General features: G+C 72.4%; 17 protein-coding genes. 4 read left to right on the top strand and 13 right to left on the bottom strand.

Annotated elements, in window-relative coordinates; all coding sequences use genetic code 11:
* Nucleotides 1-36: 36 nt before the first annotated feature.
* The 8 genes from pstS to mshD form a co-directional block, all read right to left on the bottom strand.
* Nucleotides 37-1173 carry a phosphate ABC transporter substrate-binding protein PstS gene (pstS, locus tag ABZ135_RS27950; protein WP_356699297.1) on the bottom strand — a complete coding sequence of 379 codons (1137 nt, stop codon included), beginning with the start codon at nucleotides 1171-1173 and terminating at the stop codon, nucleotides 37-39.
* A gap of 228 nt (nucleotides 1174-1401) precedes the next feature.
* Nucleotides 1402-1815, bottom strand: a complete 414-nt coding sequence (locus tag ABZ135_RS27945; RefSeq protein ID WP_356699296.1) for an NUDIX hydrolase — start codon at nucleotides 1813-1815, stop codon at nucleotides 1402-1404.
* On the bottom strand, nucleotides 1812-2801 hold the full coding sequence (locus ABZ135_RS27940; protein ID WP_356699294.1) for a CHAD domain-containing protein: 990 nt from the start codon (nucleotides 2799-2801) through the stop codon (nucleotides 1812-1814). Before ABZ135_RS27940 ends, ABZ135_RS27945 begins: the two co-directional genes overlap by 4 nt.
* Entirely contained in the window at nucleotides 2788-5028 is a 2241-nt protein-coding gene (locus ABZ135_RS27935; RefSeq protein ID WP_356699292.1) for an RNA degradosome polyphosphate kinase, read from the bottom strand. Before ABZ135_RS27935 ends, ABZ135_RS27940 begins: the two co-directional genes overlap by 14 nt.
* A gap of 232 nt (nucleotides 5029-5260) precedes the next feature.
* Nucleotides 5261-6244 carry an ABC transporter permease gene (locus ABZ135_RS27930; protein WP_356699290.1) on the bottom strand — a complete coding sequence of 328 codons (984 nt, stop codon included), beginning with the start codon at nucleotides 6242-6244 and terminating at the stop codon, nucleotides 5261-5263.
* Complete coding sequence (locus ABZ135_RS27925; protein ID WP_356699288.1) at nucleotides 6241-7080, bottom strand: ABC transporter ATP-binding protein; 840 nt, start codon at nucleotides 7078-7080, stop codon at nucleotides 6241-6243. The genes ABZ135_RS27930 and ABZ135_RS27925 overlap by 4 nt, the downstream gene beginning before the upstream one ends.
* Nucleotides 7077-7460 carry a GntR family transcriptional regulator gene (locus tag ABZ135_RS27920; RefSeq protein WP_356699337.1) on the bottom strand — a complete coding sequence of 128 codons (384 nt, stop codon included), beginning with the start codon at nucleotides 7458-7460 and terminating at the stop codon, nucleotides 7077-7079. Before ABZ135_RS27920 ends, ABZ135_RS27925 begins: the two co-directional genes overlap by 4 nt.
* Before the next feature lie 117 nt (nucleotides 7461-7577).
* A complete protein-coding gene (gene mshD, locus ABZ135_RS27915; RefSeq protein WP_356699286.1) occupies nucleotides 7578-8504 on the bottom strand; it encodes a mycothiol synthase in 927 nt (308 codons plus the stop codon).
* A gap of 262 nt (nucleotides 8505-8766) precedes the next feature.
* Between mshD and ABZ135_RS27910 the strand changes: the two genes are divergently transcribed.
* The 3 genes from ABZ135_RS27910 (at nucleotide 8767) to ABZ135_RS27900 (ending at nucleotide 15066) form a co-directional block, all read left to right on the top strand.
* On the top strand, nucleotides 8767-10602 hold the full coding sequence (locus ABZ135_RS27910) for a bifunctional metallophosphatase/5'-nucleotidase (RefSeq protein ID WP_356699284.1): 1836 nt from the start codon (nucleotides 8767-8769) through the stop codon (nucleotides 10600-10602).
* Nucleotides 10603-10803: 201 nt separating this feature from the next.
* Nucleotides 10804-14031, top strand: a complete 3228-nt coding sequence (locus tag ABZ135_RS27905) for a FlgD immunoglobulin-like domain containing protein (RefSeq protein WP_356699283.1) — start codon at nucleotides 10804-10806, stop codon at nucleotides 14029-14031.
* 174 nt (nucleotides 14032-14205) lie between these two features.
* Entirely contained in the window at nucleotides 14206-15066 is an 861-nt protein-coding gene (locus tag ABZ135_RS27900) for a phosphatidylinositol-specific phospholipase C (RefSeq protein ID WP_356699281.1), read from the top strand.
* On the opposite strand, the gene ABZ135_RS27895 is transcribed toward ABZ135_RS27900, so the two are convergent.
* The 5 genes from ABZ135_RS27895 to ABZ135_RS27875 form a co-directional block, all read right to left on the bottom strand.
* On the bottom strand, nucleotides 15031-16476 hold the full coding sequence (locus ABZ135_RS27895) for a HAMP domain-containing sensor histidine kinase (RefSeq protein WP_356699277.1): 1446 nt from the start codon (nucleotides 16474-16476) through the stop codon (nucleotides 15031-15033). The two genes, ABZ135_RS27900 and ABZ135_RS27895, sit on opposite strands and share 36 nt — an antisense overlap.
* A complete protein-coding gene (locus ABZ135_RS27890) occupies nucleotides 16473-17198 on the bottom strand; it encodes a response regulator transcription factor (RefSeq protein WP_356699275.1) in 726 nt (241 codons plus the stop codon). Before ABZ135_RS27890 ends, ABZ135_RS27895 begins: the two co-directional genes overlap by 4 nt.
* A gap of 20 nt (nucleotides 17199-17218) precedes the next feature.
* The gene (locus ABZ135_RS27885) at nucleotides 17219-18310 is read right to left on the bottom strand and encodes a trypsin-like peptidase domain-containing protein (protein WP_356699273.1); all 1092 of its coding nucleotides are present in this window, start codon (nucleotides 18308-18310) and stop codon (nucleotides 17219-17221) included.
* Between the two features lie 115 nt (nucleotides 18311-18425).
* Nucleotides 18426-19448, bottom strand: a complete 1023-nt coding sequence (locus ABZ135_RS27880; protein ID WP_356699271.1) for a LacI family DNA-binding transcriptional regulator — start codon at nucleotides 19446-19448, stop codon at nucleotides 18426-18428.
* Nucleotides 19449-19509: 61 nt separating this feature from the next.
* On the bottom strand, nucleotides 19510-20286 hold the full coding sequence (locus tag ABZ135_RS27875; RefSeq protein ID WP_356699269.1) for a response regulator transcription factor: 777 nt from the start codon (nucleotides 20284-20286) through the stop codon (nucleotides 19510-19512).
* Nucleotides 20287-20539: 253 nt separating this feature from the next.
* On the opposite strand from ABZ135_RS27875, the gene ABZ135_RS27870 reads away from it, so the two are divergent.
* Nucleotides 20540-21388 (top strand): alpha/beta fold hydrolase, encoded by an 849-nt coding sequence (locus tag ABZ135_RS27870; RefSeq protein ID WP_356699268.1) that lies wholly within the window; start codon nucleotides 20540-20542, stop codon nucleotides 21386-21388.
* Nucleotides 21389-21431 lie beyond the last annotated feature (43 nt).

Below are 21431 nucleotides of genomic sequence, written 5' to 3'. Positions count from 1 at the left end.
CTCCACGGGAGGTGAGGGGCCGGGCCCGGCCGGGGGTCAGGACAGGGTGGGGACGATCTCGCGCACCTTGGTGGCGATCTCGGCCGGGAGCGGGGCGTAGCCGGCGTCGGAGAGGACCTTCTGGCCCTCCTCGCTCGCGGTGTAGTTCAGGAACGCCTTCAGGGTCGGCAGGGTCTCCGCCTTGTTGCCCTTGTCGCAGGCGATCTGGTAGGTGACGAGGATCAGCGGGTAGGCGCCCTCGGCCTTGGTGGCGTAGTCGAGGGACAGGGCCAGGTCGCTGCCGGTGCCCTTGACCTTGGCGGCGGCGATGGCCTTGGAGGCGTTCTCCGGGGTCGCGGCGACCGGGGCGGAGGCGCCGGTGTTGATGCTGACCGTGGAGATCTTGTTGGCGGTCGCGTAGGACAGCTCGAAGTAGCCGATGGAGCCCTCGGCGTCCTTGACCGCGGTGGCGACACCGGAGGAGCCGTTGGCGGCCTGGCCGCCCTGGGCGGGCCACGACTTCGACTTCGGGTCGTGCTTCCAGTCGGCCGGTGCGGCGGTCGACAGGTACTTGCCCAGGTTCTGGGTGGTGCCCGACTCGTCCGAGCGGTGGAATGCCTGGATGGTGGAGCCGGGGAGCTTGGCGCCCGGGTTCAGCTTGGCGATCGCCGGGTCGTTCCACTTGGTGATCTTGTTGTCGAAGATCTTGGCCAGGGTGGGGGCGTCCAGGACCAGGTTGTCCACGCCGTCCAGCTTGTAGCCGATGGCGATGGGCCCGCCGACCATCGGCAGGTTGACGCCCTTGCCGCCCTTGCAGATCTTCTGCGACTCGGCGACCTCTTCGTCCTTCAGGGCGGAGTCGGAGCCCGCGAAGGCGACCTGGCCCTGGTTGAACTTGGTGATGCCGCCGCCGGAGCCGATGGCCTGGTAGTTGATCTCGACACCGGAACACGCGGCCTGGAAGTTCTTGACCCACAGGTCCATGGCGTTCTTCTGGGCGCTGGAGCCGGCCGCGAGCAACTGGCCCTTGGCGCCGTCGCACTTGATGTTCGACGCGGCGGCGGAGGTCGTGCCGCCGTCCTTGGTGGGCCCGGTGTTGTCGTCCGAACCACACGCCGAGAGGACCAGCGCGCCGGAGACGACGAGGGCACCGATCGCGGAGGCGCGAAGCCCGTTCTTGCGCGAAAGCTTCACTTTCGGGTGTTCCTTCCAGAAGCCGCCAGTCGTGGACCTTGCTGTCCTGAACGTTCTACGGCGGCGCGTGTCGGAGTGGCCGGTGCGGCGCTGAGCTGTGCACCTTGTACGGCCGAAATTAGGCAGATCAGGTGAAGCGGCCGACGGGGGAGAGTGAACGGAAAGTGAACCGTGCCGGAAGTGGCGGTGCGGGGACGGCACGCCGCCCCCGCACACGGAAAAACACCCCTAGCGGGTCGGCGTGGCGAGCAGGGCGTCCAGGAGTTCGCGGTCGCGCGGCCGGGTGAGGCGGCGCCGGGCCCGGTCCGGGGGAAGCCAGACCAGGGCGTCGATCTCGCGGGTCGGGGTGAAGGAGCCGCCGACGGCGCGGGCGGCCCAGTAGGCGACCTCCTTGGGCCGGCCGTCGACCGTGTAGTGGACGGTGGGCAGGCGGGCGCCGAGCACGCAGGACTGGCCCGTCTCCTCGCGGATCTCCCGCAGGGCGCAGTCGGCGAGGGTCTCGCCGTCCTTCAGCTTGCCCTTCGGGTGCGACCAGTCGTCCCACTTCGGGCGGTGGACGAGGGCGATCTCGATGCCCTCGCCCGATGCCGCCGGGCGCCACAGCACGCAGCCCGCCGCGAGGATCGGTCCCGCCGGGGTCACGGCACGGCCGCCGTCGCCGTGGCCCGGGACCAGGCGCGCTGGAAGGCGAAGCGGGCGGCCTCGACCTCGTGGCGCTGGTCGGCGTGCAGGACGCCGAGGGCGTACGCGGTGGCCGGGGCGATCCGCGGGGTGCGGGCGGCCGCGGCCGCGGCGGCGGCGGCCTCGGCGGCGTCGCGGTGCCGGTCGAGGGCGCGCCCCGCCTCGTACAGGACGGGGTCCGGATCCGCGCCGCCGTGCAGCACCTCGCCGGCGTAGCGGTGCAGCCGCAGCAGGCTGCGGGTCTGGTGCCAGGGGGCGTCCTGGGCCTCTCCGGCGGCCAGGGCGAGGGCCTCCGCGTTGTACGGGTGGGCGGCCCGGGTCAGCGGGAGCGCGGCCACCGCGTCGAGGAGCCGGCGCTCGACGACGGACGCGGAGGCGTCCAGGACGTCGACGGCCCGGGCGCTGCCGGCCGGGCCGAGCGGCACCTCGGAGGCGAGCAGGGCGACGGCGTCGGCGACGGCGTGGAAGCGGGAGGAGCCGAGGGCCTGGAGCGCGGCCGAGTGGGCGCGGGTGCGGGCGAGGGTGAGCTGGCGTTCGAGCAGGGCGCCGGCGCGGGCGGCGCCGACGGCCAGGCCCCGGCCGCTCTCCGTGCCGCGCGGGGCCGGTACGGGGTCCGGGCTCGACAGCCGGGACAGCGCGTCCACCAGGCGGACGAGCCGGGAGGTGCAGGCGTGCTCCAGGGCGAGTGTGCCGGAGAGCCAGGCCAGCTCGGTGCGGAGCTGGTCGGCCCAGGCGCCGTCGAGGAGCGGCCGGAAGGTGTGGAGGGTGCCGCTGATCCGGCGGGCGGCGGCCCGCAGGGTGCGGGCGGCCTCCTCCGCGCCGGCCGTGTCGGCGCCGCTCTCGGTGTGCAGCCGCAGGCCGCGGAGGAAGTCCGCGGCCCGGGCGTGGAGGTAGGGGGCGAGCACCTCGCCGGCCGAGACCTCGGAGGTGATGTCAGGGTTGTGCACGCCGGCGCCTCCGCGCGTCGATGAGCATCTCCTGGACGTGCCGGAGCGGCTGGCCCTCGGGGTCGGTCGCGTGCCGCGTCCAGTTCCCGTCCGGGCCCAGGTGCCAGGAGGAGGTGGTGTCGGACATCCCGGTCTCCAGGAGCCGGGTGAGGGCGGCCCGGTGGGCGGGGTCGGCGACCCGGACCAGGGCCTCGATGCGGCGGTCCAGGTTGCGGTGCATCATGTCGGCGCTGCCGAGCCACACCTCCGGTTCGCCGCCGTTGCCGAAGGCGAAGATCCGGGAGTGCTCCAGGAAGCGGCCGAGGACCGAGCGGACCCGGATGTTCTCGGACAGGCCCTCGACGCCGGGCCGTACGGCGCAGATGCCGCGGACCCAGATGTCGACCGGGACGCCGGCCTGGGAGGCCCGGTAGCAGGCGTCGATGACGGCCTCGTCGACCATCGAGTTGACCTTGATCTTGACGTAGGCGGGCCGGCCGGCGCGGTGGTGGGCGATCTCCTTGGTGATCCGGGAGACCAGGCCGTCGCGGAGCGACTTGGGCGCGGTGAGCAGGCGCCGGTAGGTCTCGCGGCGGGAGTAGCCGGACAGCCGGTTGAACAGGTCGGAGAGGTCGGCGCCGACCTGCGGGTCGGCGGTGAGCAGGCCGAGGTCCTCGTAGAGCCGGGCGGTCTTGGGGTGGTAGTTGCCGGTGCCGACGTGGCTGTAGCGGCGCAGCACCTCGCCCTCCTGGCGGACCACCAGGGAGAGCTTGCAGTGGGTCTTCAGGCCCACCAGGCCGTAGACGACGTGGCAGCCGGACTCCTCCAGCTTGCGGGCCCACTTGATGTTGGCCTGCTCGTCGAAGCGGGCCTTGATCTCGACGAGGACGAGGACCTGCTTGCCGGACTCGGCGGCGTCGATGAGGGCGTCGACTATGGGCGAGTCGCCGGAGGTGCGGTAGAGCGTCTGCTTGATCGCGAGGACGTCGGGGTCGGCCGCCGCCTGCTCCAGGAAGAGCTGGACGGAGGTGGAGAACGAGTCGTAGGGGTGGTGCAGCAGCACGTCCCGTTCCCGTACGGCCGCGAAGATGTCGGGCGCGGAGGCGGACTCGACCTCGGCGAGGTCGCGGTGGGTGCCGGCGATGAACTTGGGGAACTTCAGTTCGGGCCGGTCCAGGGACGCGATGCCGAAGAGGCCGGTGAGGTCGAGCGGGCCGGGCAGCGGATAGACCTCGGAGTCGGACACCTTCAGCTCGCGGACCAGCAGGTCGAGCACGTACGGGTCGATGGACTCCTCGACCTCCAGGCGCACCGGCGGGCCGAAGCGGCGCCGCATGAGCTCCTTCTCCAGGGCCTGGAGGAGGTTTTCGGCGTCGTCCTCCTCGACCTCCAGGTCCTCGTTCCTGGTCACCCGGAACATGTGGTGGGCGAGCACCTCCATGCCGGGGAAGAGCTCCTCCAGGTGCGCGGCGATGACGTCCTCGAGGGGGACGTAGCGCTCGGGGGACGCCTCCAGGAAGCGGGAGAGCAGCGGCGGCACCTTGACCCGGGCGAAGTGGCGGTGGCCGCTGACCGGGTTGCGGACGACGACGGCGAGGTTGAGGGAGAGCCCGGAGATGTACGGGAAGGGGTGGGCCGGGTCGACGGCGAGCGGGGTGAGGACCGGGAAGATCTGCTGCCGGAACAGGGTGAAGAGGCGGGCCTGCTCCTTCTCGGTCAGCTCGGGCCAGCGGATGAGGTGGATGCCCTCGTCGGCGAGGGCCGGGGCGACGTCCTGCTGGAAGCAGGCGGCGTGCCGGGCCATGAGCTCGCGCGAGCGGGTCCAGATGAGGTCGAGCACCTCGCGGGGCTGGAGGCCGGAGGCCGAGCGGGTGGCGACGCCGGTGGCGATGCGGCGCTTGAGGCCGGCGACGCGGACCATGAAGAACTCGTCCAGGTTCGACGCGAAGATCGCCAGGAAGTTCGCCCGTTCGAGCAGCGGCGTGTTCGGGTCCTCGGCGAGCTCCAGGACCCGCTCGTTGAACGCGAGCCAGCTACGTTCCCGGTCGAGGAAGCGTCCCTGGGGCAGCTCGCTCGCGGCGCCGTCGTCCTCGTAGACGTCGAGATCCGAGTCCAGGTCGGGCTCGAGGTCGCTCACGGCCGCGCCGTTGACGGCGTGCGGGCGGTGGGCGGCTATGGAACCGAGGGACGGCTGGGGCGAGGTCTGCGCGGACGGCTGGACCGGGACCTCGGCGGGCTGCTGGCTCATGGCCCCATTCTTCCGCGCGAAGGGGTCGGTAAGCGCGTCGGAGCGGGCCGTCGTGGAGGGAAGTCTCCCCTTGGGAAGTCTGCCTCGGGGCAGGGCCCTGGCGGGCGCGGGCACGGAGCGCTTCATTGCGTGAGCGTCGCAAGCGCGTCTGAATGGTTGGTAACGGGGACGTGTCCTCGGGGAATCGGGGGCGGGGCCTGTGACGGGCCCGCCCCCGGTTTCCGGGCTTTCGCTACGGGTGCCGGGCGCGCAGGACGCGGAAGGCGGCGAAGAGGGCGAGGGCGGCGAGGGCGAGGACGATGCCGCTCTCGAGGAACTGCGTGGGCCAGTAGTGGGACGGGGGGTGGTAGTCCACGAAGCGGCTGGTGACGTCGTTCCGGGCGAGGCACTGGTCGTGCACCCGCTCCCACAGGTCGGGGTCGCCGACGTCCAGGGTGGTCGTCTCGTTGACCTCCCGCCAGCAGATGTCCTCGTCGAAGCGGGCGCCGGTGGAGGTGAGCATGCCGGAGCCGGTCGTGAGGCCGTCGTGCGGGGCCCACAGGGGCTCCGAGGCCGGGCCGGTGGCCCGCCGCGTCGGCAGGAAGGACCAGCGCAGGGTGCCGAGGACGAGCATGACCACGCCGAGGACGAGGCCGGTGGCCGCCATGGCGAGGAGGGTGCGGTGGATCAACTGGCCGAGGAGGGCGCCGAAGGCGACGGCGGCCAGGAGGTAGGCGAAGAGGACGATGCCGGTGGCCGCGTACGGTCCCGGGTCCCAGGCGGGACTCCCGGGGCTGGAGACCCGGGCCCAGCCGATCCGGAAGACGCCCGTCAGCGCGAGGGTGGTGAGGAGGGCGGCGGTGCCCGCGGCGACGAGCTTGGTGCGCAGCCACACGGCCGGGCTCACGGACTGGGTGAGGGAGAGCCGGTACGTCCCCGACTCGTACTCGCGGGCGACGAGCGGGCCGGCGACGAAGGCCGCGACGAACAGCGGCAGCAGGAGCAGCGCGCCGCCCGCGTACTCCATCGCCCACATCAGCGTCCTGAAGCCGCGATTCTCGTCGGCGGGTATCCGATACCCGTCCTGCACCCACACGTCCGGGGTCTGCGCGTCCCAGATCCGCAGGCCGCCGATCACGGCCAGGGAGACGGCGACGGCCGCGGCCGCCAGCCAGAGGGTGCGCCGGTACTGGCGGACCGTCACCCAGGAGGAGCCCTTGAGGGCGAGGATGCTCATGCGGCGGCTCCTTCGGGCTGGCGCAGGTGGGCGAGGAGGAGGTCCTCCAGGGAGGGGGCGCTGACGTCCCAGGGGCCTTCGACGGGGCCCCGGCGGCGGATCAGGGCGGTGAGCTGACGGCCCGTCGTGCGGGACTCGACCACGGTGTGCGGGGCGAGGTCGGCGACGGGGCCGGTGAGCAGGGCGTGCGCCGCGAGCAGGTCGTCGACGGCGCCGTCGAGGCGGATCCGGCCGCGGTCGAGCAGCAGCAGGTGGTCGCAGGCGCCCTCCAGCTCGGTCAGGATGTGCGAGGACATGACGACGGTGGTGCCGTGTTCGGCGGCGTCGGCCATGAGCAGGCCCATCAGCCGGTGCCGGGCGAGCGGGTCGAGGTCGGCCATCGGCTCGTCCAGGAGGAGCAGCTCGGGCCGCTTGCCGAGGGTGAGCGCGAGGGCGACGCGGGTGCGCTGTCCGCCGGAGAGTTCCCGGACGAGGGCGCGCGGGTCGAGCTCGTCGTCGACGACCCGCCGGGCGGTGGCGTCGTCCCAGCGGCCCGGGTTGAGCTCGCGGCCCATGCGCAGGGTGTCGGCGACGGTGAGCCGGGGGTGGAGCGGCTTGTCCTGGGCGACGTACGCGATCCGCTCGCGCCCGGGGGCCTGGATCCGGCCCTCGGTGGGCCGCAGGAGTCCGGCGGCGAGGGTGAGGAGGGTGGACTTGCCGGCGCCGTTGGGGCCGACGAGGGCGCAGACGCGTCCGGTGGGCAGGGTGAAGCCGCAGTCCCGCAGGGCCCAGGTCCTGGCCCGTCCTCCGTACCGTGCGCCGAGGCCCTCGGCCACCAGCGCGGTGTCCCCTGTCATGCGTCCCCCTCGAAGTGTTCGTTCAGTACGGATGTGAAGAGCGCGGCCACGTCGTCCCGGTCGAGCCCCTCCGCGCGGGCCCGGCGCGCCCAGTCGGCGAGCTCGCCGCGCAGGGGCGAGTCGGCCGGGGCGGCACCGAGGGTGGCGCGGACGAAGGTGCCGAGGCCGCGCCGGGCCTCGACCAGGCCCTCGCGTTCCAGCTCGCGATATGCCTTGAGGACCGTGTTGGGGTTGACGGCGGTGGCCTCGACGACCTCGCGGGCCGTGGGCAGCCGGTCTCCCGGTTCCAACAGGCCCATGCGGAGGGCCTGTTTGGTCTGCTGGACGATCTGGAGATAGGTGGCGACCCCGCTGCGCCGGTCGATGCGGTAGGCGAGCACGTGTGCTTTCACCACCCTTTCACTAATCAAGTAGTGAAAGGGTGGTGCAAAGAAGGGGGCGGTGTCAACCGCCCCCTTGCCGTGCCCGGTCTCAACGGCGCCCCGGCCGAGCCCCGTTCAGGACTCCGTGCGGTACATCAGGTCCACCTCGTGGGTCCGGAAGCCCAGCCGCTCGTACACCGTCACCGCCGCCGTGTTGTCCGCGTCCACGTACAGCATCGCCGTCGGCAGCGTCTGCGCCGCCAGATGGCGCAGGCCGATCGCGGTCAGGGCCTTGCCGAGGCCGCTGCCCTGCGCCTCGGGCAGCACGCCGACCACGTAGACCTCGCCGAGCTGCTCCTCGGCGTGGACCTTGGTCCAGTGGAAGCCGATCAGCCGGCCCTCCTTCTCCGCGAGGAAGAAGCCCTTCGGGTCGAACCACGGCTCCGCCGTCCGGTCGTCCAGGTCCCGCTGGGTCAGCGAGCCCTGCTCGGGGTGGTGGGCGAAGGCGGCCGCGTTGACGGCGAGCCAGGCGGCGTCGTCCTGGCCCGGCACGAAGGTGCGGACGGTGACGCCCTCCGGCAGCTCCGGCTCGGGGACGTCGAGCGGCACCAGCGGGCGGCGGAGCTGGCGCAGTTCGCGGAACAGGGTCAGGCCGAGCACCTGGGCCAGGTGCCGGGCCGCCGACTTGCCGCCGTGCGCCCACACCCGCAGCCGCTTGCCGGAGACGTCGAGCAGGGCGGTGCCCAGGGCCCGGCCGTGGCCGCGGCCCCGGTGGGAGGGGTGGACGACGAGCTCGGCGGCGGGGGCCTCGACGGGGTCGGTCTCCTCCAGTTGGGCGTAGCCGTAGAGGTGGGAGCCGACTGTGAGCAGGTAGTGCCGCACGCCCTCGCGCCGGCCGTGGCGCAGGTAGAGGCGTCCCTGCTCGGACACGGCGTGCACGCCGTCGGTGCGGTCGGCGGCCTCGAGGAGCTCGAGGACGTCCGTGACCTGCTCGGGGCTCAGCTCTTCGTAACTGTTGATCTGCCGTCCGGGTTCAAGGGCCGGTGCCGCGTCGGAAGTCATGCCCACGAGACTACGGCGGGGGTGCCTGGGGTCGTGGGAGATCTCACCGGCGTGACTGACAGGTGGACGGTCCGGAGGCACGGCGGCCCCCGGTCGACCGCCGGAAGGGCGGGGGTGGGCCCCGGGAGGGGCGGGTGTCGGACAAAGGCAACCAGCTCGTAATCAGCCACCCCCTGTTGCGCTACGCGCGTTGACTCTAGGCTGCACCGGCAGACGGGGAAGCATGACCGATGCCGCCGCAGGGGCAGGATCAAGGGGAGAGATGGCAGCGACACGGAAGAACAGCAAGGCGGGGCGCCGGATCCTCGCCGCGGGAGCGGGACTCGCGACGCTGGGCGCGCTCGTCGCCGCGATGCCGGCCGGCGCGTCGCAGGACGGTGCCGAGACCGCCGCGTACGGCACCAACGGCAAGGGCTGGGGCCGGATGGTGGACGTCCAACTGCTCTCCTTCAACGACCTCCACGGCAACCTGGAGCCGCCGGCCGGCTCCTCCGGCCAGGTCACGCACGTCCACGAGGACGGCACCACGACCAAGATCGACGCCGGCGGTGTCGAGTACCTCGCCACGCACCTGCGCAAGGCCCGTGAGGGGAATCGTTACTCCATCACGGCCGCGGCCGGTGACCTGATCGGCGGCTCGCCGCTGCTCTCCGGTCTCTTCCACGACGAGCCGACCGTCCACGCGCTCAACAAGCTGGACCTTGACGTCACCTCGGTGGGCAACCACGAGTTCGACGAGGGCGCGGTCGAGCTGGCCCGCATGCAGAACGGCGGCTGCCACCCGAAGGAGGGCTGCTTCGGCACCGACAAGGGCTTCGAGCCGTTCGGCGGCGCGGACTTCCCGTACCTCGCGGCCAACGTGACGCACGAGAAGACCGGCAAGCCGCTGCTCGACCCGACCTTCATCTGGGAGAAGGACGGCGTCCGGATCGGCTTCATCGGCGTGACCCTGGAGGGCACCCCGAACATCGTCACCGCCGAGGGCGTCAAGGGCCTGAAGTTCGGCGACGAGGTCGAGACGATCAACAAGTACACGAAGATCCTGGAGCGCAAGGGCGTCAAGTCCATCGTCGCCCTGGTCCACGAGGGCGGTGCCCCGGCGTCCCCCGCGTACAACTACGACTGCGACAGCCCCGGCCCGGGCGACGGCATCTCCGGCCCGATCGTCGACATCGCGAAGAACGTCTCGCCGCAGGTCGACGCCATGATCACCGGCCACACCCACCAGGCGTACGTGTGCACCGTGCCGGACCCGTCCGGCAAGCCGCGCCTGGTGACCTCGGCGTCCGCGTTCGGCAAGCTCTACACCGACACCACGCTGACCTACGACCGCCGCACCAAGGACATCGTCCGCACCGCGGTCGGCTCGGCCAACCACGTCGTCACCCGTGACGTGCCCAAGGCCGAGGACATGAGCAAGCTGATCGCCGACTGGAAGGTGCTCGCCGACCCGGTCGCGAACCGTCCGCAGGGCTGGATCGCCGCCGACATCAACGGCCGCGGCTCCACGGCGTACGAGAAGCCGCTCGGCGACCTGATCGCCGACGCCCAGTTGGAGGGTCTCGCCCCGGCCGACAAGGGCGGCGCCCAGATCGCCCTGATGAACCCGGGCGGCATCCGCGCCGACCTGGTGTACAAGGCATCGGGCTCCGAGGGCGACGGTGTGGTGACCTACGGCGAGGCGTTCACCGTGCAGCCGTTCACCAACATGATGCACGTGGTCGACCTGACCGGCGCGAACCTGATCACGGCGCTGAAGCAGCAGGTCAGCGGCTCCAACCTGAGCTCGCCGAAGATCCTCCAGATCTCCAGGGGCCTCACCTACACGCTCGACATGACCAAGACGGGCGCGGACCGCGTCGTCGAGGGCACGATCAAGCTGAACGGCGAGCCGATCGACCCGGCCAAGACCTACCGGGTCGCGATGAACGAGTTCCTCTCGGGCGGCGGCGACGGCTTCCCGGCCCTGGCGACGGGCACGAACAAGCTGGTCGGCGCCTCCGACCTGGACGTCTTCAACGCCTACCTGGCGGCCCACTCCTCGGCGTCGGCGCCGCTGCGGGTGCCGGCCGCCGACCGGATCACGGTCGTGAAGTAACACCCACCGGGTGAGGGGTGGTGTCCGCTTCGGCGGGCACCACCCCTTTTCTCGTTCTGAACGGGTTCGAACGGCTGTTACAGTCGTTCGACTTGGAACGCCTGGGGAGGGGTTCGACACGTGAAAAATGGGTGGGGGACGAGGCGCCGAAGCGCCCTCTCACTGGCCGCGGCGACCGCGGCCCTGATCTCGCTGACGCCGGTGGGCGTCGGCATGGCGTACGCGGCCGAGGGCGACGTACCGGCGGAGCTGGTGATCCCGGCCGATGCCAAGGCCGATCCGTACGCGTGGGCCGTGCGGCCCGGCATGACGGGATTCCTGCAGGGCGGACGGAACGGCGACTACGCCTGGTACTCGTACGCCGACGGCACGTCCGTCCCGTTCGACGACGCCGGAGCGGTCCTCTTCGCGACCGACACGGACACCGTCGCCCGCTGGTACAGCTCCCAGAGCAAGGTCGTCCTCCAGGACGGCGGCGGCGGCTCCCAGGAGACGATCGCCCTCGGCGCGAACCGGACCGTCATCGGCATGGCCGGACGCACCGTCATCGCCGTCGGCGGCAGCTCCGGCAGCACCCTCCACGTCATCGCCCTCGACAACGGGTCCGCCGTGGAGCGGACGGTCACCGGCCTGCCGGCCGGTGCCACCGGCATCAAGCTCTCCGGACGCACCGCGTACGGCTTCCTCGCCTCCTACGAGGTGGACGGCGCCCGGTCCTACGGCTGGGTCGACCTGGCGGGCGCCGCGCTGAAGCCGCTGCCCGAGCTGGCCGACCGCAAGAGCACGGTGCGCCACGGCGACCACCTGCTGCACGTCACCTCCGGTGGCAAGCTGCGGGTGTGGGACCTCAAGGGCGACTGGACCGCCCCGGTCCGCGAGACCGACTGGACCGGCACCGACACGCCCGTCGCCCTCCACGGCGACCGGATCCTGAGCGTGACCGCCGCCACGGAGGACGGCACGCGGACGCTGCACTCCCGCGCCTTCGCCGGCGGTGAGCAGAAGGTGGTGCTCGACGGGCTCGTCGAGGCTCCCCTGGCCGCCGCGTCCGACCTGCTCGTGGCGCAGCGCACCGACAACGCCGACCGCCCGGTCTACCGCGTGTCGGCCGGCTCCGACGGCGAGTTCGCGGCCACGAAGGTCGCCACTGTCATGGGCGAGAGCGCCCAGCTCGTGCGGATCTCCGCCGCGCAGGGCGTCGTGCGCACCGTCGACCACATGCCCTCGGGCGAGTACCGGCTGCGCTCCATCGAGATGAAGGCCGGCGGGCCGCTCGTCGCCGGAGACCGCGTCGACCACGGCACGGACACCCGCTTCGACACCTCCTGGGAGGTGCCCACCGGCGACGGCCGGGTGGTCCGTCAGACCGGTTCGGGCCTTTCCGTCCTCGCCGACGGCGCGTCGGTGCCCGGGACCGCCCTGGCGGCGGGCTCCGTGGCGGGCGACCTGGAGGCATCCGGCCGCTACGCCTCGTACCGCCTGACGAGCGGTGAGCGCCGGGTCTTCGACCTGGACGCCAAGCAGGCCGTCCTCACCCGCAACCTCGGCACGGGCCCGACCGCGCTGGGCGGCTCCACCCTGTGGACCACGACCGGCACCGCCGGCGCGGTCGCCGCGATCGACGTCCGCACCGGCGCCACCACCCGTACGGTCACCGCCGCCGACTGCGTCATCAAGGACGTGCAGTCCGTCGGTGCCGACCTGTACTGGAGGTGCGACGCGAAGGCCGGTGTGTACAACACCGCGACGAAGGTGAACACCACCCTGCCCGCGCACCGCACGGGGCGGCTCGGCGACGGTTACGTCACGCACGAGAAGGACGGCGTGCTGTCCCAGACGCCGCTGCGCGGCACGGGCCAGACCCGTGAGCTCGGCCGCCCGGCCGACGTGCTGCCGGAGCACGGCTGGAGCGTCGACCGCTTCGGCGGTCACACCGTCTTCGCCGACGCCCAGCAGCAGATCCACGTCGTCCCGAGCGGCGTCCCCGCCTCGCCCGTGTCCGTCGTCGACTCGACCGTCTCCTCCGACATCCTCGACGTCGAGGGCGGCGACGCGTGGTCCGGCCAGTGGTGGCTGTCCCGGCCGGTCGCGTCCTGGACGCTGACCGTCAAGAACCCGGCGGGCCAGGTCGTCCGTACCTTCGACGGCCACCAGACCCGCGGTCTGGTCAAGGCGGCCTGGGACGGCAACGGCGCGAACGGCTCTCCGGTCGCCGACGGCCGCTACACCTGGGAGCTCAGCGCCCCGGCCGCCGACGGCGCCGGCGCGGCGCTGAGCACCGGCGGCACGGTCTTCGTGACCCGCGGCGGCATCTCCACCTTCAAGCCGGTTCCGCCGGCCCGTCTCCTCAGCACCGTGTCCGGCGTCGGCGCGCCGAAGGCCAAGGTCGGTCCGCGCGGCACGGTGACCTTCCAGGTCACCGGTCGTGGCGGAGTGGCCCCGAGCGGCGTGTCCGCGGTGGTCCTCAACGTGACGGCGACGAACGCGTCGTCCGGGACGTACGTGTCGGTGTACCCGGCGGGGACGGTCCGGCCGGACTCCTCGAACCTGAACGTGGCGGCGGGTCGCAACGTCCCGAACCACGTGACGGTGCCGGTCGGCAAGGACGGCAAGGTCACCCTGTACAACCACGCCGGTACGGTCGATCTGCTCGCGGACGTGTCGGGTTACTACACGCTCGCCGGTGACGGCAACCGGTTCAAGGCGGTGACGCCGGCCCGGGTCCTGAGCACCGTGGCGGGGACCGGTGTCCCGAAGGCCAAGGTGGGCGCGGGCAAGACCGTGTCCGTGCAGATCGCGGGCCGCGGCGGCGTGCCGTCGACCGGTGTGACGGCGGTGGTCATGAACGTGACCGCGACCCGTCCGACCGCGTCGAGCTACGTCTCGGTGTACCCGTACGGGACCCCGAGGCCGACCTCCTCGAACCTGAACGTGGTCGCGGGCCAGACGGTCGCCAACCTGGTGACCGTGCCGGTCAAGGACGGCAAGGTGACCCTGTACAACCACGGCGGCACGATCGACCTGATCGGTGACGTGGCCGGCTACTTCACCAACGCGGCCGGACAGGGCGACCGCTTCGTGCCGCTGGCTCCGGAGCGGCTGTACGACAGCCGGTGGGAGGGTGAGGGCCCGCTGCCCGCGGAGACCATCGGCACCCTGGGCATCCTCGGGTACGGGGGCATTCCGGAGACCGGTGTGTCCACCGTGGTGTTCAACGTGACGGGCACCGGCGCGACGGCCCCGACGTGGATCGCGGTCCACCCGTGGCTGGAGCAGCAGCCGACCATCTCCAACCTCAACCTGGTGCCGGGCACGACGGTGGCGAACCAGGTCGTGGTCGGGGTGTCCCACGAGGGAACGGTCGACTTCTTCAACCGCTTCGGTTCGGTCCACGTGATCGTGGACGCCTTCGGCTACTACACCAAGTGAGCCGACCGAGCCCGGTGAGCCGATCGAGCCCGCCGAGCTGAACGCCCTTGAGGGGCGGCGCCCGTGTGACGGGTGCCGCCCCTCTCGCGTTCTCCGTACCCGGTGGTATCCGGTCGTACCCGGTGGTAACACGGGTCTGGCAGGGGCACGTCAAGTCCTGTCATAGTGCGGCCCATGGACCGACGACGCTTTCTCGCGGGCGCCGCCGCAGCCGGTGCCGCGCTGCTCGCGGGCGCCCCCTCCGCCCGGGCGGCCACCGTCACGGGCACCTGGGACTGGATGGCTGCCCACGGCGACCCCACCCCGCTCCAGAGGCTCACGATCCCCGGCACCCACGACTCCGGCGCGTGCTACGGCGGGCTCTGGACCGAATGCCAGAACACGACCATCGACCGGCAACTGGACAGCGGCATCCGGTTCCTGGACATCCGGTGCCGGGTGACCGGCGGCTCCTTCGCGATCCACCACGGGGCCTTCTACCAGAACATGATGTTCGGCGACGTCCTCGTCGCCTGCCGGAACTTCCTCGCCGCGCACCCCAGCGAGACCGTCCTGATGCGGGTCAAGCAGGAGTACTCCGCGGAGTCCGACGCCACCTTCCGCGCGATCTTCGACGACTACCTCGACAACCGGGGCTGGCGGCCCCTCTTCCGGATCGGAACCGGTGTCCCCACCCTCGGCGAGGCCCGCGGCAGGGTCGTCCTCCTCGCCGACAACGGCGGCCTGCCCGGGCTGCGGTGGGCCGACGGCGCGTACTTCGACGTGCAGGACGACTACCAGGCCGAGCCCTTCGCCAAGTGGACCAGGATCCGCGACCAGTTCCGCGAGGCCGCCGGCCGGCCCGGGCCCTTCTACGTCAACTTCGTCTCCACCGCCGCCGGCCTCCCGCCCCGCTGGAACGCCGACCGGCTCAACCCCCAGGTCCACTCCCTCCTCGACGGCGAGGGCGCCGGCTGGAAGGGCCTCGGGATCGTCCCCATGGACTACCCCAACACCCGCTCAGGACTGGTCGAGTCCCTCATCCGCCACAACTGACCCCGCCCCGCCTCCGGCCGCACCGGGCGGCGGTGTCGGCGCCCCCGGCAGCCGCACCGTCGCCACCGTCCCGCCCCCGCCGTCGGCCGCCGGCGCCAGCGCGACCGTGCCGCCCGCCCGGCCGACCGTCCGGGCCACGATCGACAGACCCAGGCCCGACCCCGGCAGACTGCGCGCCGACGGCGAGCGCCAGAACCGCTCGAAGACATGCGGCAGCTCGTCCGCAGCGATGCCCGGCCCGTGGTCCCGTACCGTCAGCTCGCCCCGCATCAGCGTCACCTCCACCGTCCCGCGCGGCGGCGAGAACTTCACCGCGTTGTCCAGCACGTTCACCAGCGCCCGCTCCAGGGCCGCCGGCTCCGCCCGTACGTACCAGGGCGCGAGATCCGTCTCGAAGGTCAGCTCCGGGCCCCGCAGCCGCGCCCGGTCGAGGGCCGACCGCAGGATCGTGTGCAGCGGCACCACCTCCAGCGGGCCCGGGGCGGCCGCCTCCGGCCGGGACAGCTCCTGGAGGTCGCCGATCAGCGCCGCCAGCTCCGCCATCTGCGCCTTCACCGAGGCCATCAGGGCCCGCCGGTCCTCCGGCGGCAGCGCACGGCCCGTCTCCTCGCTGCGCGCGAGCAGTTCGACGTTCGTCCGCAGCGAGGTCAGCGGCGTGCGCAGCTCGTGCCCGGCGTCCGCGATGAGCTGCGCCTGCCGGTCCCGGGAGGTCGCGAGCGCGGCCGTCATCGCGTTGAACGACCGCGAGAGGCGGGCGATCTCGTCCTCGCCCTCCACCGGGATGCGGACCGTCAGGTCCTCGGTCGCCGCCACGTGCTCCACCGCCCCGGTCAGCCGGTCCACCGGCGCCAGGCCCGTCCGCGCCACCCACAGCCCGGCCGCTCCGGCGCCGACGACACCGATCCCGGAGACCAGCAGCAGCACCCAGCCGAGGGTGGACATCGCGTTGTCGACCTCGGTCAGCGGCCGGGCGAGCGAGACCGCCATCCCGGGCCGGTTCGGGTCGGCGTACGTGTAGACCCGCATCTCCCGGCCGTCGTCGTCCCTCGTCGTGTGCAGCGCGTCGTCGAGCAGCCCGCGGGCCACCGCCACGTCCGAGTTCTGCGCCGGGATCGGCGCCTGGCCGGACGTGCAGATCGTGCCGTCGACGAGGGTCACCTGCACCGTGTACGGGGGCAGCGGGGGCGCCTGGCGGTCGGACCGGCAGCCGCCGAGCACCAGGTTCAGATAAGCGTTGTCCACCTTGCTGCCGCGCAAGCCCGCGTCCAGTTCGCTCTCCAGTTGCGCCCGCGTCACGAACCAGCAGGCCAGCGACACCGCCGCCACCGCGACCGCCACCGCGAGCGCGGTGAGCAGCGCGAGCCGGGAGCGCAGCGGGCGGGAGCGGAACCAGGAGACGGGACCGGTCACTCCGCGCCTCCGCCGCGCAGCACGTATCCGACCCCGCGGACGGTGTGCACCAGGCGCGGCTCGCCGCCCGCCTCCGTCTTGCGCCGCAGGTACATCACGTACACGTCCAGCGAGTTCGAGCTCGGCTCGAAGTCGAAGCCCCACACGGCCTTGAGGATCTGCTCGCGGGTGAGCACCTGCCGCGGATGGGCCAGGAACATCTCCAGGAGCGTGAACTCGGTACGGGTCAGCTCCACCGGCCGCCCGGCCCGGGTCACCTCGCGGGTGGCCAGGTCCATCCGCAGGTCCTCGAAGGAGAGCACGTCGCTCTCGGGCCGCGGCCCGGCGGCCGACGCGTACGAGCTGCGCCGCAGCAGCGCGCGGATCCGGGCGAAGAGCTCGTCCAGCTCGAAGGGCTTCACCAGGTAGTCGTCGGCGCCCGCGTCGAGTCCGGTGACCCGGTCGCCGACCGTGTCACGGGCGGTCAGCATGAGGATCGGCACGGTCGAGCCCGAGGCCCTGATCCGGCGGGCCGCCGTCAGGCCGTCCATCCGGGGCATCTGGATGTCGAGGACCACGAGATCGGGGGCGTACGAGGTCATCCGGGCGAGGGCGTCGACGCCGTCGACGGCCTCCTCGGTCCCGTACCCCTCGAAGGCGAGACTGCGCCGCAGCGCCTCCCGTACGGCGGGCTCGTCGTCGACGATGAGGATGCGGTCGCCTTCGTTCACCGGGCCAGTCATGGGGCCAGCCTCGCACGTGTTCAGCGGTCGCCGCCGGAGCGGAGGCCGTCCAGGTCGGCCTTGAGGGTGTTCACCGGGATCGCGAATCCGAGACCGACGCTTCCGGCCGTGGAACCGGAACCGTTCGAAGAACCGGGGGCGTACATCGCCGAATTGATTCCGATGATCTCGCCGTTCATATTGATCAGCGCGCCGCCGGAATTACCGGGATTGAGGGAGGCGTCGGTCTGGATCGCCTTGTAGGTGGTCTTCGACGATCCCGTGTCGCCGTTGAACCGCTGCCCGCCGAATTCGAACGGCCAGCCCTCACGCGGGTCGTACCCCTGACCCTGCCCCTGTCCCTGACCCTGCCCGTCGTCCTTGGCGACGGTCACCTCGCGGTCGAGGGCGGAGACGATGCCGCTGGTGACCGTGCCGGTCAGGCCCTCCGGGGAGCCGATCGCCACGACCGCGTCGCCGACCCGCACCTTGGAGGAGTCGCCCAGGGTGGCCGCCTTCAGCCCGGAGGCGCCCTCCAGCTTGATCAGCGCCAGGTCCTTGTCGGGGTCCGTGCCGACGATCTTCGCCTGGTGGCTCTTGCCGTCGGAGGTCCGCACGGTGATCGTGGAGGCGCCGGAGACGACGTGGTTGTTGGTGACGATCTCGCCGTCGGAGGTGAGGATCACGCCCGAGCCGGTGGACCGGCCCGAGGCGGAGCTCGCGGAGATCTCCACGATGGACGGGGACACCGCCTGGGCCACCCCGGCGACCGTGCCCTTGCTGCTCGCCGACACATTGGTGCCGCTCACGGCGCCCGAAGCGGCCGTGGTGCCGTCGGCCGTCCACCGCTCCACCAGGGTCGCGGTGCCGCCGCCGACCGCGGCCGCGGCGATCGCCACGGCCGCCAGGAGCCCGACGCCGCGCCGGGCCCTGCGGTGCGGGGCCGGAGCCGGGGCCGGGGCGGGAGCGGCCGGCGGCGCCGAAGGCGGGACGTGGCCGCCGTGCCCGCCGTGCCCGCCCGAGGGCCAGATCGTGGTGCCCGGCTCCGTGATGATCGGCCGCGCCGGGTCGTACGGGGGCCTCGGCGGGTAGTACGGCTGCTGCTGCGGCTGGGGCTGCGTGTGGTCCGTCATGACCACGACTCTCGGAGCCGTCCATGAGAACCGTCTGAGGACGGGCTGAGAAGTCCGGCAGAAGCCCGTATGCCCGAAATAAAGCCGGGCCCCGGTGGGGCCGGGCCGTGGACGGTCAGCCGCAGCCGCAGGAGCGGCGCACGATCAGCGCCGACGGGAACTGCTTGACCCGCTCCCGGCGCGAGCCCGCCACCCGCAGCGAGTCGTCGAGCACCAGGTCCACCGCCGCCCGGGCCATCGCCGGCCGGTCGGAGTAGACCGTGGTCAGCGGCGGGTCGGCGAGCGCCGCCTCCTTGACGTCGTCGAAGCCCGCCACCGCCAGCTCCGTCGGCACGTCGATCCGCAGCTCGCGGGCGGCCCGCAGCACGCCCAGGGCCTGGTCGTCCGTCGAGCAGAAGATGGCCGGCGGCCGGTCCGGGCCGGACAGCACGTCGAGCGCGACCTTGTAGGCGTCGTAGCGGTTGTACGGGGCCTGGAAGAGCCGGCCCTCGATCGACAGGCCCGCCTCCAGCATGGCCCGGCGCCAGCCCTCCTCGTGGTCGGCGACCGGGTCGCCCACCGCCGGGGTGTTCGGGATGCCGCCCATGCACGCCACGTACGGGTGGCCGTGCTCCAGGAGGTGCCGGGTGGCGAGCTGGGCGCCGCCGATGTCGTCGGTCACGACGGCCACGTCGTCGATCGCCTCGGGCCGCTCGTGCAGCAGCACGACCCGCGCGTCCCACGCCTCGATCTCGCTCGCGGCCTGCTCGCTCATGCCCTGGCTGACCAGGATCAGCCCGGACACCCGCATGCCGAGGAAGGCGCGCAGATAGTGGATCTCGCGCTCGGTCCGGTAGTCGGAGTTGCCGACCAGCACCATCTTCCCGCGCTCGGCGGCGGCCTGCTCGACCGCGTGCGCCATCTCCGCGAAGAAGGGCTGACGGGCGTCCGGCACGACCATGCCTATGAGGTCGGTGCGGCGCGAGGCCATCGCCTGGGCCACCCGGTCGGGCCGGTAGCCGAGCTCCTTGATGGCGGCGAGGACACGCTCGCGCGTGGCCGGGGCGACCGGCCGGGGTCCGTTGTTGATGACGTAACTCACGACCGCGGTCGAAGTACCCGCCAGTCGAGCTACGTCATCCCGCGTCACCTTGGCCACGCGCGGAAGTCTACGCGGGGGGACCTACCTACCGGCAGGTCGGACTGTGGCATACGCCACGTCAGCGGTCCTCCACCGGAGTGAGTTCCCGCGTGGCGTCCTTGACGCGCGCCCCCTCCTTCGCACGCGCCTCCTTCGCCCGTGCCTCCTCCGCCGCCCGCTCCACCTTCTCCGGGGTGACGAAGCGGTAGCCCACGTTCCGTACGGTGCCGATCAGCGACTCGTGCTCGGGGCCGAGCTTCGCCCGCAGCCGCCGTACGTGGACGTCGACCGTCCGGGTGCCGCCGAAGTAGTCGTAGCCCCACACCTCCTGGAGGAGCTGGGCGCGGGTGAAGACCCGGCCCGGGTGCTGGGCCAGGTACTTGAGGAGCTCGAACTCCTTGAAGGTCAGGTCCAGGACCCGGCCCTTCAGCTTGGCGCTGTACGTCGCCTCGTCCACCGACAGGTCGCCGTTGCGGATCTCCATGGGGGAGTCGTCGGCGGTGATCTGCTGACGGCCCATGGCCAGGCGCAGCCGCGCCTCCACCTCGGCCGGTCCCGCGGTGTCGAGCAGCACGTCGTCGATGCCCCAGTCGGCGGTGACGGCCGCGAGACCGCCCTCCGTCACGACGAGGATCAGCGGACAGCCCGGCCCCGTGGAGCGCAGAAGCTGGCACAGCGAGCGCACCTGCGGCAGATCGCGCCGGCCGTCGATCAGGATCACGTCGGCGCCCGGGGTGTCCACGAGGGCCGGACCCTCGGCGGGCGCCACGCGCACGTTGTGGAGCAGCAGGCCGAGGGCGGGAAGCACCTCGGTCGAGGGCTGCAGGGCGTTGGTGAGGAGCAGCAGCGAACTCATCGCGCCCCACCCGCCCGGGTCGTCGAGCGGCTCGTCGTCGTCGATCGGCTCGTCGCCCGGTCGTGTGTCCTGCGGTCGTGCGTCGTTCGCTCGTCGTCCATGACGTCGGTTCCTCCTCGGTCCCTGCGAGGACGTCTGCGTGTCACTCTCGCGCCCTGAGAGCTTTTGTTCATCCGGTCGTAACAACGGTCGGAAAACACAAAAGGACCCGGGGGCTGCGGTGCCCGGATCCTCTGACAGCAGAATAGCCCACATGACTTCCGCGGCCGAGGGTCGATTTCACATGGTGGATGTTTCCTGGCTCACTTCCGTACCCCGCCGCGCCGTCCTCCGTACCGACGACGATGTCCGGATCGAGGCGTTCTTCGAACCGCGTACGGCCAGTGTCACCGATACGGCGCGGGACGCGACGGCCGGAACGGCGCTGGGTACGGCGATCGTCGTGGCGCATGGATTCACCGGTTCGGTCGACCGGCCCGCGCTGCGGCGCGCCGCCCGGGTGTTGCGCCGCCACGCGGACGTCGTCACTTTCTCCTTCCGCGGCCACGGCCGCTCCGGCGGGCGCTCGACCGTCGGCGACCGGGAGGTCCTCGACCTGGCGGCGGCGGTCCGCTGGGCCCGGGAGCTCGGCCACGCGCGCGTGGCGACGGTCGGCTTCTCCATGGGCGGCTCGGTCGTCCTGCGGCACGCCGCCCTGGAGCGCGGCGAGGACGCCCGCACCGACGCGGTCGCCGCCGTGTCGGCCCCGGCCCGCTGGTACTACCGGGGGACGCCGTCGATGCGGCGCGTCCACTGGGTGATCACCCGGCCGATGGGCCGTCTGGTCGGCCGGTACGGCCTCGGCACCCGGATCCACCACCGCGACTGGGACCCCGTGCCGCTCTCCCCGGTCGAGGCGGTGCCGCTGATCGCGCCGACCCCGCTGCTGGTCGTGCACGGCGACCGCGATCCGTACTTCCCCGTCGACCACCCGCTCGGCCTCGTCGCGGCGGCCCCCGAGGGCGCCGCCGAGCTGTGGCTCGAGCGCGGCATGGGCCACGCCGAGAACGCGGCGGACGACGGGCTGCTCGACCGCCTCGGGGCCTGGCTCGTCCGGCCCTAGAACGGCCATGGCCCATCATGGGGGGCGGCGCGCACACGAACGA

This window comes from Streptomyces sp. NPDC006339, from assembly GCF_040612775.1.
Lineage (GTDB): Bacteria > Actinomycetota > Actinomycetes > Streptomycetales > Streptomycetaceae > Streptomyces.
The sequence above is the reverse complement of the archived record's forward strand: the minus strand, read 5'-3'. Positions and strand labels throughout refer to the sequence as shown.

What these genes read in the sequence shown, in the direction of transcription:
- ABZ135_RS27930 (WP_356699290.1), bottom strand. Translation starts at nt 6,244, where the DNA reads ATGAGCATCCTCGCCCTCAAGGGCTCCTCCTGGGTGACGGTCCGCCAG.
- mshD (WP_356699286.1), bottom strand. Translation starts at nt 8,504, where the DNA reads ATGACTTCCGACGCGGCACCGGCCCTTGAACCCGGACGGCAGATCAAC.
- ABZ135_RS27890 (WP_356699275.1), bottom strand. Translation starts at nt 17,198, where the DNA reads ATGACTGGCCCGGTGAACGAAGGCGACCGCATCCTCATCGTCGACGAC.
- ABZ135_RS27875 (WP_356699269.1), bottom strand. Translation starts at nt 20,286, where the DNA reads ATGAGTTCGCTGCTGCTCCTCACCAACGCCCTGCAGCCCTCGACCGAG.
- ABZ135_RS27910 (WP_356699284.1), top strand. Translation starts at nt 8,767, where the DNA reads ATGGCAGCGACACGGAAGAACAGCAAGGCGGGGCGCCGGATCCTCGCC.
- ABZ135_RS27885 (WP_356699273.1), bottom strand. Translation starts at nt 18,310, where the DNA reads ATGACGGACCACACGCAGCCCCAGCCGCAGCAGCAGCCGTACTACCCG.
- ABZ135_RS27900 (WP_356699281.1), top strand. Translation starts at nt 14,206, where the DNA reads ATGGACCGACGACGCTTTCTCGCGGGCGCCGCCGCAGCCGGTGCCGCG.
- ABZ135_RS27870 (WP_356699268.1), top strand. Translation starts at nt 20,540, where the DNA reads ATGACTTCCGCGGCCGAGGGTCGATTTCACATGGTGGATGTTTCCTGG.
- ABZ135_RS27935 (WP_356699292.1), bottom strand. Translation starts at nt 5,028, where the DNA reads ATGAGCCAGCAGCCCGCCGAGGTCCCGGTCCAGCCGTCCGCGCAGACC.
- ABZ135_RS27925 (WP_356699288.1), bottom strand. Translation starts at nt 7,080, where the DNA reads ATGACAGGGGACACCGCGCTGGTGGCCGAGGGCCTCGGCGCACGGTAC.